We start from the raw sequence: 10,419 nt of genomic DNA, 5'->3' as shown, positions 1-10,419 counted from the left end.
CAGAAGAGTCGCAAGACCCGTTCCAAGCGCGGCATGCGCCGTTCACACGACGCGCTGCCAACTTCCGCGCTGTCCACTGATGCAACAACTGGCGAAGTTCATCGTCGCCACCACGTATCTCCGGATGGTTTCTACCGCGGCAAGCAGGTTGTTGAAGCGCGCGACGAGTAATACTCGCCGCGACATCTTCTGACCTGTGTCGTATGGACGAACGGTGAGTAATCCAATCACCATTGCCGTCGACGCCATGAGCGGTGATCGTGGTGCCGAGGTGGTCGTCCATGCTGCGCTGGAAGCAGTGCGTGAAAATGAGGCCTTGAGTCTTGTTCTGGTAGGTATCCGGAGCGAGCTCGAGGCTTTGTTGCATGGCGAGCACCCTAGAATCGGCGTTGTTGAAGCTGCTGATGTGGTGCGCATGAATGAGCGCCCCTCCCATGCTTTGCGCCACAAAAGAAATTCCTCCATGGCCATTGCTCTTGGCCTAGTTCGTGATGGTGAGGCTCAAGGCTGTGTCAGTGCCGGAAACACCGGTGCGTTGATGGCTTTCGGGCGGTCCTTGATCCGTATGTATCCAGGGATCGAGCGGCCTGCTATCGCTAAACTCATCCCCTCTCTTCGTGGTCGTTGTCTGGTTCTGGATCTCGGTGCCAATGTCGATTCCAGCGCCGAAAATCTTTTTCAATATGCTTTGATGGGTTCATTGATGGCGTCCGCTGTCTCCGAGCTTGCTGAGCCTCGTATTGCCCTGCTGAACGTGGGTGAAGAAGAGATAAAGGGCAATGAGCAGGTTCGCCTTGCGTCTCACATGCTCGCCCAGTCCGAGACTTTGAACTATATAGGGTATGTCGAGGGTAGCGACCTGTTTCGGAACGTTGCTGATGTTGTAGTCTGTGACGGCTTCGTTGGCAACATTGCACTCAAGACGGGTGAGGGTGTTGCAGGGTTGCTGATTGAGTTGCTGGAGCAGGCGTTTACCCGCTCTATGTATGGTCGCATCGTAGGTTTGTTGGCTCGGCCGGTTATGGGGCGATTATTGCAGCTTATGGATCCGTCCCGGCATAACGGCGCCAGCCTCTTGGGGCTTCAGGGCGTGGTTATCAAAAGCCATGGTAATGCCAATGAGCGAGCCATGCTTGCAGCCATCCGACAAGCGGTGTGCGAAGTGACCCATGAGGTTCCCCGCAGAATTAATGAGCGGCTTGACGACTTGTTGTTTTAAGTCGTTTGAGACTAAAGTCGGCCCGCATTAACTTACTTTATCGCGGATAATTGGCCTGGCTTGTACTATTGGCTAATCTCCACCAATCCCCAATAACGATAAGATCGCGTCTATGAAATCAGCGTTTATTTTTCCCGGACAAGGTTCTCAGTCGGTTGGCATGTTATCGGGTGCTGCTGAAGCATGGCCGATGATCGCTGAAACCTTTAGTGATGCTTCTAATGTCCTTGGCTATGACCTCTGGCACGTATGCCAGAATGGTCCGGCCGAGGAACTCAATCAGACAATGGTTACTCAACCTGTGCTGTTGACTGCCAGTGTAGCTCTGTGGCGCCAGTGGTTGGTGTCGGGTGGACCTCAGCCCAATTTTGTGGCGGGCCATAGCTTGGGCGAATACAGTGCTTTAGTGGCTGCCGAGAGTCTGGATTTCGTCGAAGCCGTTAAACTGGTGCGGCTGCGTGGCGAGCTTATGCAAGAGGCTGTGCCGGCTGGCGAAGGCAAGATGGCCGCGATACTTGGGCTAGACGATGCAGAAGTGATTGCGGCTTGCGAAGAGTCTGCACAGGGTGATGTGGTTGCAGCTGTTAATTTTAACGCACCGGGGCAGGTGGTTATTGCAGGTTCTTTGGCCGCTGTAGAGCGAGCTATTGAAGCTTGTAAGGCCCGGGGAGCTCGTAAAGCGATGCCACTGCCGGTCAGTGTGCCGTCTCACTGCGCTTTGATGAAGGGCGCTGCTGAAGAGTTGGCGGATGCGTTGGACGATGTGCGTTTTAACGATGCTGTCATTCCGGTTGTGCAGAATGTTCATGCGGGTGTGTCAACAGATGCGGATACGCTTAAATCCAATTTGCTGAAGCAGCTTTATTCTCCGGTGCTGTGGACGGATTCGATCCGCACGCTGACCAGCGAAGGTGTTGGTGTGGCAGTTGAGTGTGGCTCAGGCAAGGTTTTGGCCGGATTGGTCAAGCGTATTGAGCGTGGCTTGCCGGTCCACGGTATCGAAGACTCAGATTCTATGGCTAGTGCAATAGACGCGCTTGGCCAATCCTGATAGACGGAGTAGGTTATGTCGTTGGAAGGCAAGGTAGCGCTGGTTACCGGGGCGACCCGGGGTATTGGTAAGGCTATTGCTCACGAGTTGGCGCGTTTGGGTGCCGAAGTGGTTGGTACCGCAACGAGTGCCGAAGGCGCTGACTCTATTTCAGAGGGGCTGAAAGCGGTCGGGTACAACGGCTACGGTCTTGTGATGGATGTGGCTGATCCGGCAAGCATTGATGCCGGATTGAAGCAGATCGCCGAACAATCAGGCGCACCGCTGATTCTGGTCAATAACGCGGGTATCACTCGTGATAACTTATTGATGCGTTTGAAAGACGATGACTGGGCAGCGGTTCTGGAAACCAATTTGTCCAGTGTTTATCGGACCAGCAAGGCCGTGCTTCGAGGCATGGCGAAGGCCCGTTGGGGTAGGGTGATTAATGTAAGTTCTGTGGTTGCCAGCATGGGTAATCCAGGACAAGGCAACTACTGTGCTGCGAAGGCTGGGGTTGAAGGTTTTACTCGCAGTTTGGCGAAAGAGATGTCAAACCGGGGTATTACCGCGAACTGTGTTGCTCCGGGTTTTATTGATACCGATATGACGAAAAAACTGGACGAAAAGCAGCGTAACGCTATGCTGGAAATTATACCGGCAGGGCGTTTGGGTGAGCCGGAAGAGATTGCTTCCGTTGTGGCTTTCCTGGCGTCTGATGGTGCTGCCTACGTTACTGGCGAAACGATTCATGTGAACGGCGGCATGTATATGGGGTAAGCCCCTTATAGGGCGGTAGTGCAACCCCTTGTCGCACAACATGTTTAACTGATCCCCTGCTTGTTTGCAGGTAGGGTTTAAACTAAACTGGCAATTATTGAGTTGCTTGGTTGACACTAAAGTGAGGACATTATGAGTACAGTTGAAGAGCGCGTTAAGAAGATCGTATGTGAACAGTTGGGCGTTAAAGAGTCCGAAGTTCAGAACACATCTTCTTTTGTAGAGGATCTTGGCGCTGACTCACTGGACACCGTTGAGCTGGTTATGGCCCTTGAAGAGGAATTCGAAACCGAAATTCCTGACGAAGAAGCCGAAAAGCTGGGCACGGTTCAGAACGCGATCGACTACATCGTCGCGCACACCTGATACTCTGCTGATCAGATTGCCAGGCGAAAGCCGTCCTTTTTGTAAATTGAAGGACGGCTTTTTTATTGGCCGAACATCAGTAAGATTGATGGATATTTTTAAAGAACAATCAGGTGAATGAGGATATGAGTAAACGACGGGTTGTTATCACGGGCATGGGGATGCTTTCACCAGTGGGGAACGATGTAGCGTCCTCTTGGGCGGCAGTGTGTGCCGGGCGGAGCGGTATTGGCGCTATCGATCGCTTTGACGCAACCGATTACAATACGCGCATTGGTGGTGCCGTCAAAAACCTCGATATGGAACCCTGGTTGTCCAGCAAGGAAGCGAGAAAACTTGACCCTTTTATTCACTATGGTTTGATCGCGGCACAGCAGGCGGTGGATGACAGTGGGTTGGAGCAATATGACAAGCTCGACCGTGAACGTGTCGGTATTGCGATTGGCTCCGGTATTGGCGGCCTGGAATACATAGAAAAAAACATTATCCAGATGGAGAAGTCCGGACCTCGTAAGGTCTCTCCTTTCTTTGTGCCGGCTTCGGTCATCAACATGATTTCGGGTAACGCTGCCATTCGTTTTGGTTACAAAGGCCCGAACATTGCCATTGTGACAGCCTGCACCACCGGCACCCACAATATCGGCTATGCGGCGCGCACCATCGCTTACGGTGATGCAGATGTTATGTTGGCGGGCGGTTCAGAAATGGCGACGACGCGTTCAGCGGTTGCCGCTTTCTCGTCTGCACGGGCTTTGTCGACACGCAACGATGAGCCGGAGAAGGCCAGTCGCCCTTGGGACAAGGACCGTGATGGCTTTGTGTTGAGTGATGGGGCTGGTGTGCTGGTGCTGGAAGCGCTGGAGCACGCTCAAGCTCGTGGCGCCACCATTTATGGTGAGGTTACAGGGTTTGGCATGAGTGATGATGCCTACCATATTACGTCGCCCCCAGAAGGTGGTGAGGGTGCCGCCCGTTCAATGGCCAATGCGATTCGCGATGCGGGCCTGTCGGTGGACCAGGTGGATTATATTAACGCCCACGGTACTTCCACTCAGGCAGGTGATATTGCTGAAGTAGCGGCGGTTAAGTCGGTCTTTGGTGAACATGCTGAAAACCTCGCGGTAAGCAGTACTAAATCGATGACTGGCCATTTGCTGGGTGCGGCGGGAGCTGTGGAGGCGATATTCTCGGTTTTGGCTGTTCGTGATGGTATTTTGCCGCCGACCATTAATCTTGATAACCCGGCTGATGGGTGTGATCTGGATTTTGTGCCACATACCAGCCGAAAGGCTGATGTTAAAGTGGCCTTGTCCAACTCGTTCGGCTTTGGCGGTACCAACGGTACGCTGATTTTTAGCCGATTCGAGGACTGAGTCAGCTGTGGTAACGTTATATTGGGCGGAAGATGGTTGTATTCCGCCCGGTGATCGGGGGCTGGCCTATGGAGATGGGCTGTTCGAGACCATCAGGATCGATGATGGCTGCGCCCCCATGCAGGCGTACCATCTCGACAGAATGACCCGAGACGCCGCACGTTTGCGCATTCCCATTACGCGAGTAGAGCTGGAGCGAGCGTTTCATCACGCACTCCAGCGTTATTCCGCTCTTTATCTAGAAAGCTCTTGGGTTCTCAAGCTGATGCTCACGCGAGGTACAGGAGGGCGTGGCTACCGTCCGACGCCTGACTTGAAGCCAAATCTTCTGATTTCCCATGCCATCGTGCCGCCTCCGGCGCCAGCGGGTGGTGTGAATGTCGATTTCTCTCGTGTCCCACTCACGGTGAACTCCCTGTTTTGCGGTATTAAGTCTTTGAACCGGATCGAGCAGGTGATGGCGGCGTCGGAGCTTCAAGACGATGTGTTCGAGGTCCTGATGGCGAATGCTGCCGGCCATGTTGTGGAAGGCACTCGGACCAATCTTTTCATTCAAACAGACGACGGCTGGCGCACGCCGCCACCCCACTCCGTGGCGGTGATGGGGGTCATGCGAAGGTATGTTCTAGAGCGCCTGCACGCGAACGGTGAGGCGGTTCATGAAGCCCCAATTTTGCCGGACGACATGCTTGCGCCGAACTGTCGCGGAATCTATCTGACCAACAGCGTGCTTGGCGTGGTGTCGGTTCGCACTCTAGCTGGACAGAATTTGCCTGTTACCGGCCGCCTTGCGACAATCTGCGGTTCCACTCCAAAAATGGAATAATACGTGTGTTCAGGAAGTTAATAGTTTCGGTTTTTGCGCTGGGTATTATCGCAGCGGCGGCTATAGGCCTGTGGGTCTGGCAGGGCTTAGACACGCTGAAAAAGCCAGTGGCACTTGAAGAACCTGTACTGTTCAGTGTTGAGCACGGCACTTCGTTTAATGGCTTGGCACATAAGTTCGCCCAGCAAGGACTGGTTCAGGATTCGCTTTGGTTGCGGCTGTATGGTCGTTTGAAGCCCGAGCATACTCGCATCAAAGCGGGGGATTACGAGCTGACGCCTGGGATGACGCCTCTGGATATCGTTGAGTCCATGGTTGAGGGCAAGGTTAAGCTGTGGGCGGTCCAGTTCATCGAAGGTTGGACATTTGCCGACCTGCGCAGTGCGCTGGCCAAGTCTGAGAATCTGGAGAAAGTGACAACCGATTGGTCTGACGAGCAGATCATGGAGTCCGTTGGGGCTGGTGATCAGCATCCCGAGGGCTGGTTCTTTCCGGATACCTACATGTTTAGCGGCAGTGAGACGGATCTGGATATTCTGAAGCGCGCATACAGCCGCATGGCAAGTTTGCTGGAGCAGGAATGGGCGGAACGCGCCAAAGATCTTCCCTACGAGACGCCGTACCAAGCCTTGATTATGGCTTCGATCGTGGAGCGTGAGACTGGTGCGCCCTATGAGCGGCAGCAAGTGGCGGGTGTTTTCGTTCGGCGACTCGTAAAAGGGATGCGCCTGCAGACAGATCCCACTGTTATCTATGGCATGGGTGATAATTACGATGGGCGAATCCGCAAGCGCGATTTGCGCACGCACACACCTTACAACACCTATCGTATTGATGGGCTTCCACCGACACCGATCGCGCTTCCGGGACGGGATTCTATTCATGCAGCATTGCACCCGGATGATGGTGATACCTTGTACTTTGTTGCTCGAGGTGACGGCAGTCATAAATTTTCAAGAACCTTGGCTGAGCACCAGAGGGCCGTCAGGGCTTTTCAGTTGAATCGTAAAGAAGGGTATCGGTCATATCCGGTGCCGGGCGCTAATGCCAACAACGGCGGAGATGACTAATGGCAACTCGAGGCCGTTTTATTACCTTTGAAGGAACCGAGGGCGTGGGTAAGTCTACCCAGATGAAAAATGCCGCGGCGACCCTGGAATCTATGGGTATTGATTGTGTTGTGACGCGGGAGCCTGGCGGTACGCCGGTGGCGGAAAATATTCGTGAGCTTCTGCTGGCGCCGCGGGATGAGTCGGTTCATGAAATGACCGAACTGCTTTTAATGTTTGCGGCTCGAGCTCAGCATCTGCATACCCATATTTTACCTGCCTTAGATTCCGGTAAGTGGGTGTTGTGCGACCGGTTTACCGACGCGACCTTCGCTTACCAAGGGGGAGGGCGCGGAGTGTCTAAAGAGCGCATTGCGGTTCTTGAAGCCCTGGTTCAGGGCGACGTGCGTCCTGATCACGTTATTTTGTTGGATGCGCCAGTAGAAACGGGTATGGCTCGCGCCAAAAATCGTGGTGAGCTGGATCGCTTTGAGCAAGAAGATGTCGAGTTTTTTCAGCGTATTCGCAACAGCTATCTCGAGCGCGCTACCGCCACTCCAGGTCAATACCATATTGTGAATGCCGCGTTACCGCTGGAGCAGGTTTCTGAAAGTGTGGCGGCTTTGCTCGCCGCTCTGGTCAAAACGCCACAGTTAGTAGGGTAGGGAAATGCTTGATGCAAGGATCGTAAAGCTCCCCGCGAATGCTCAGCAACATCATCACGAGCACCATCAAGTTGTCGTGGGTGTTCGTGGCGCTGCTGAGTTGAGTGTCGATGGTCTAGGTGCGTATCTCGATACGTGGAAAGCTTGCCTGGTGCCCACAGAGATCGAGCATGACTTTTGCGGTGATCAGCAAAACCACGTGTTAGTGATCAACCTGGATCCCCACAGTGCGGCGTTTGGATCCTCTGCTCATCGAGAATACGAATTGCTAGCTCGACTGTTTGATAAACCGTGTACGGTTCAGATGGATCATCGGTTGCAGGGCCTGGTTCAATATGCCGCGGGTGAGTTTGACCGTGCGCCGAATAACGACCCTCTGCACCGTCATCTGGGTGCAAGCATTCTGTATAGCATGGCGGATCGGGTTATTGATGGAGCGTCGGTCAAACCCGCTCGTCACAGTGTTAGCCCGGAAGCAACCCGCCGTTTTATTCTTGATAACCTGCACCGAAAAATAACCGTAAAGGACCTCGCGGGCGAAGCCTGTTTAAGCGTTAGTCGGTTCCACGAAATCTTTCGGGAAGTGGCCGGAATTACTCCTCACCAGTTTTTGTTACGAACCCGTCTCGAGCAGGCTGCCAGTTTGCTTGCCTGTAGCCAGCTGTCGGTGTCTGAAATCAGTTACCGGACAGGCTTCTCATCCCAAAGTGCTCTTACCAATGCGTTGCGCAAATACAAAGGTACAACGCCCTCAAGGCTCCAAATTCGCGAAAATGTCGCATAAATTCGGTCGTAATGCGCAGTACCGGAGGATTGTGCAAAAGAATCGTAGGATTTCGTAAGCCGTGGGTCGGTAGTAATACTAACTTGTGTAGCCTGAAGTCCCGTATAGCCGATTTGTTGTTGATTTCAGTCGCAAAACACTGAAGTTTAACTATATTGAAGGAGTATCCGTGCGAGGTACGCTTCGCTCCAGTGAGGATGGCATCGGCTAAACAAGAATAACAGCGTAGTGGTCTGGCCTGAGCGCCAGAGCTGCGCTTGGAGAGCGGATATAATCCGACTCATTAAACCGGAGGAGCCTTATGGCTATTGGTGTTTGGATCAGTCTTTTTGCTTACTTTGCGCTCATGATTGCCATCGGCATTTATGCAATGCGCACGTCTACGTCTTCCTCGGAAGACTACATGTTGGGTGGGCGAGCTCTTAGCCCGAAAGTAGCGGCTCTGTCGGCCGGTGCTTCTGATATGAGTGGTTGGTTGCTGCTGGGTCTTCCGGGCGCGTTGTATGTGTCTGGTTTGGCGTCAGCGTGGATCGGTATCGGCTTGTTCGTGGGTGCGTTCTTCAACTGGGTGCTGGTAGCGCCCCGCCTTCGTGAGCAGACCGTTCATTATGGCAATGCCATTACCATCCCGTCTTTCCTTGCTAACCGTTTCCCGACGAAAGCTCTTTCGCTAAGGACTGTGTCCGCGATTGTTATCGTTGTGTTCTTTGCGGTGTACACCGCTTCCGGTTTGGTTGCTGGCGGTAAGCTGTTTGAAAGTGCCTTTTCTGGCATCTTCAATTTTGGTGGTTTGACCGACTACTCCGTCGGTATTGTGATCACCTTGGGTGTGGTGCTGGCTTATACCGTTGTAGGTGGCTTCCTCGCGGTGAGCATGACCGACTTTGTTCAGGGCTGCATCATGATGCTGGCTTTGGTCATTATGCCGGCCGTTGTGCTGTTCGGCGAAGGCGGTGGTGGTTACGCCCAGGCTGCACAGACTCTTAACGAAGTTGATCCGACCTTGTTGTCCTGGACGGACGGTTTGACCTTCGTTGGTTGGTTGTCTGCCGTCACTTGGGGCTTGGGTTACTTTGGCCAGCCGCACATTATTGTTCGCTTCATGGCGATTCGTTCTTTGAAAGATGTACCGACAGCCCGAAACATTGGTATGGGTTGGATGGGTATCTCTCTGATCGGTGCGGTTTCTCTGGGTGTGTTCGGCCGTGCTTATGCGGTTCGCAATGGCCTGGATATTGCCGATCCGGAAACCATCTTCATCATTTTGTCTGACATGCTGTTCCACCCGCTGATCACTGGTTTCTTGTACGCGGCTCTTCTGGCTGCTGTTATGAGTACTATCTCCAGTCAGCTGTTGGTGTCGTCTTCTTCTTTGACTGAGGACTTCTATCGCCTGTTCCTGCGCAAAGAAGCAACGGATCGTGAGTGCGTGAACGTAGGTCGTGCATGTGTTGTAGCTGTTGGCTTGGTTGCGGCAGTGATTGCATCTGATCCTGACTCTCAGGTACTGGGTCTGGTCAGTAACGCATGGGCAGGCTTTGGTGCCGCCTTTGGTCCGCTGATCCTGCTGTCTCTGATGTGGTCCCGCACTAACGGTGCTGGCGCCATTGCTGGCATGATTGTCGGTGCCGTCACCGTTATGGTGTGGATCTCTATGGGCTGGAATGGCAGCTTCATGGGTGGTCCAGGCGTCTATGAGATTATTCCTGGCTTCTTTGCTGCGTTGATCGCCATCCTCGTGGTCAGTTCGGCTACAGCGGACGCCGGTGAATACCAGCATATCGAGCGGTAATCTGTCCGATTACGGCACGCCGTAAGTGAAAGGGCTCCTAAGGGAGCCCTTTTTTGTGGCTAAGGAAAGTGCTAAAGGGGGAATTAGGCTCCGGTGTGGGGTAGTTTTTCTGCAGGGAAAAAGATGTCTGAGCATGGCGAGTTATTTTTCCCGTAAGAAAAGCTACCCCGCGGCGGAGCCGGGACATGCGCACGGAGGAGCTATTTGGCAGGCACAAAAAAACGCCAGCCCGAAGGCTGGCGTTTTCATGGAGCTAAACCGAAAAGGAGTGCTTAAGCGACAGTCGCTTCAGACGCCTTCTGGGTGTAGTTCTCCATCTGGTCAAAGTTGAGATACTTGTAGATCTCAGCTGACATGCTGTCCAGATCTTTAGCGTACTCCATGTACTCCTGAGGAGTTGGAAGTTTGCCAAGGATCGCGCCAACAGAAGCCAGTTCCGCAGAGGTCAGGTACACGTTGGCACCATCGCCCAGACGGTTCGGGAAGTTACGGGTAGAGGTAGACAGAACGGTGGACTTCGCAGCCACACGTGCCT

The 10,419-nt window shown here is 53.4% G+C and carries 12 protein-coding genes; 11 read left to right on the top strand and 1 reads right to left on the bottom strand.

Translation table 11 applies throughout. From position 1 onward, the window contains the following. From rpmF to putP, 11 genes are all read left to right on the top strand, one after another. On the top strand, window positions 1–171 hold a 171-nt coding region (rpmF, locus tag VOI14_RS15430), incomplete at its 5' end, for a 50S ribosomal protein L32 (RefSeq protein WP_323752931.1). 43 nt (window positions 172–214) lie between these two features. Further along, window positions 215–1,219: a phosphate acyltransferase PlsX gene (gene plsX, locus VOI14_RS15425; RefSeq protein WP_323752930.1), complete on the top strand. Its 1,005-nt coding sequence runs from the start codon at window positions 215–217 to the stop codon at window positions 1,217–1,219. Window positions 1,220–1,331: 112 nt separating this feature from the next. Continuing rightward, window positions 1,332–2,270, top strand: a complete 939-nt coding sequence (gene fabD, locus VOI14_RS15420) for an ACP S-malonyltransferase (RefSeq protein WP_323752929.1) — start codon at window positions 1,332–1,334, stop codon at window positions 2,268–2,270. Window positions 2,271–2,285: 15 nt separating this feature from the next. After that, window positions 2,286–3,029: a 3-oxoacyl-ACP reductase FabG gene (fabG, locus tag VOI14_RS15415; RefSeq protein ID WP_323752928.1), complete on the top strand. Its 744-nt coding sequence runs from the start codon at window positions 2,286–2,288 to the stop codon at window positions 3,027–3,029. 132 nt (window positions 3,030–3,161) lie between these two features. Beyond that, complete coding sequence (gene acpP, locus VOI14_RS15410; protein ID WP_114333443.1) at window positions 3,162–3,395, top strand: acyl carrier protein; 234 nt, start codon at window positions 3,162–3,164, stop codon at window positions 3,393–3,395. A gap of 125 nt (window positions 3,396–3,520) precedes the next feature. Then, complete coding sequence (gene fabF / locus VOI14_RS15405) at window positions 3,521–4,768, top strand: beta-ketoacyl-ACP synthase II (RefSeq protein WP_323752927.1); 1,248 nt, start codon at window positions 3,521–3,523, stop codon at window positions 4,766–4,768. A gap of 7 nt (window positions 4,769–4,775) precedes the next feature. Next, on the top strand, window positions 4,776–5,594 hold the full coding sequence (locus VOI14_RS15400) for an aminotransferase class IV (RefSeq protein WP_323752926.1): 819 nt from the start codon (window positions 4,776–4,778) through the stop codon (window positions 5,592–5,594). A gap of 5 nt (window positions 5,595–5,599) precedes the next feature. After that, window positions 5,600–6,664, top strand: a complete 1,065-nt coding sequence (gene mltG / locus VOI14_RS15395) for an endolytic transglycosylase MltG (RefSeq protein WP_323752925.1) — start codon at window positions 5,600–5,602, stop codon at window positions 6,662–6,664. Continuing rightward, complete coding sequence (gene tmk, locus VOI14_RS15390) at window positions 6,664–7,308, top strand: dTMP kinase (protein WP_323752924.1); 645 nt, start codon at window positions 6,664–6,666, stop codon at window positions 7,306–7,308. Before mltG ends, tmk begins: the two co-directional genes overlap by 1 nt. Before the next feature lie 4 nt (window positions 7,309–7,312). Beyond that, complete coding sequence (locus tag VOI14_RS15385; RefSeq protein ID WP_323752923.1) at window positions 7,313–8,092, top strand: AraC family transcriptional regulator; 780 nt, start codon at window positions 7,313–7,315, stop codon at window positions 8,090–8,092. A gap of 301 nt (window positions 8,093–8,393) precedes the next feature. Then, a complete protein-coding gene (putP, locus tag VOI14_RS15380; protein ID WP_323752922.1) occupies window positions 8,394–9,884 on the top strand; it encodes a sodium/proline symporter PutP in 1,491 nt (496 codons plus the stop codon). A 272-nt stretch (window positions 9,885–10,156) separates the two neighbouring features. Here the strand turns inward: putP and VOI14_RS15375 are convergent. Then, on the bottom strand, window positions 10,157–10,419 hold a 263-nt coding region (locus VOI14_RS15375; protein WP_323752921.1), incomplete at its 5' end, for a hypothetical protein.

It is taken from the genome of Marinobacter sp., from assembly GCF_034669625.1.
Classification (GTDB): domain Bacteria; phylum Pseudomonadota; class Gammaproteobacteria; order Pseudomonadales; family Oleiphilaceae; genus Marinobacter.
Note: the sequence above shows the minus strand (reverse complement) of the source record. Positions and strands in the feature narration are given on the sequence as shown.

Excerpts from the sequence above, each read along its gene's own strand:
- fabD (WP_323752929.1), top strand. The coding sequence starts at position 1,332 with ATGAAATCAGCGTTTATTTTTCCCGGACAAGGTTCTCAGTCGGTTGGC.
- putP (WP_323752922.1), top strand. The coding sequence starts at position 8,394 with ATGGCTATTGGTGTTTGGATCAGTCTTTTTGCTTACTTTGCGCTCATG.
- fabG (WP_323752928.1), top strand. The coding sequence starts at position 2,286 with ATGTCGTTGGAAGGCAAGGTAGCGCTGGTTACCGGGGCGACCCGGGGT.
- VOI14_RS15385 (WP_323752923.1), top strand. The coding sequence starts at position 7,313 with ATGCTTGATGCAAGGATCGTAAAGCTCCCCGCGAATGCTCAGCAACAT.
- acpP (WP_114333443.1), top strand. The coding sequence starts at position 3,162 with ATGAGTACAGTTGAAGAGCGCGTTAAGAAGATCGTATGTGAACAGTTG.
- tmk (WP_323752924.1), top strand. The coding sequence starts at position 6,664 with ATGGCAACTCGAGGCCGTTTTATTACCTTTGAAGGAACCGAGGGCGTG.
- fabF (WP_323752927.1), top strand. The coding sequence starts at position 3,521 with ATGAGTAAACGACGGGTTGTTATCACGGGCATGGGGATGCTTTCACCA.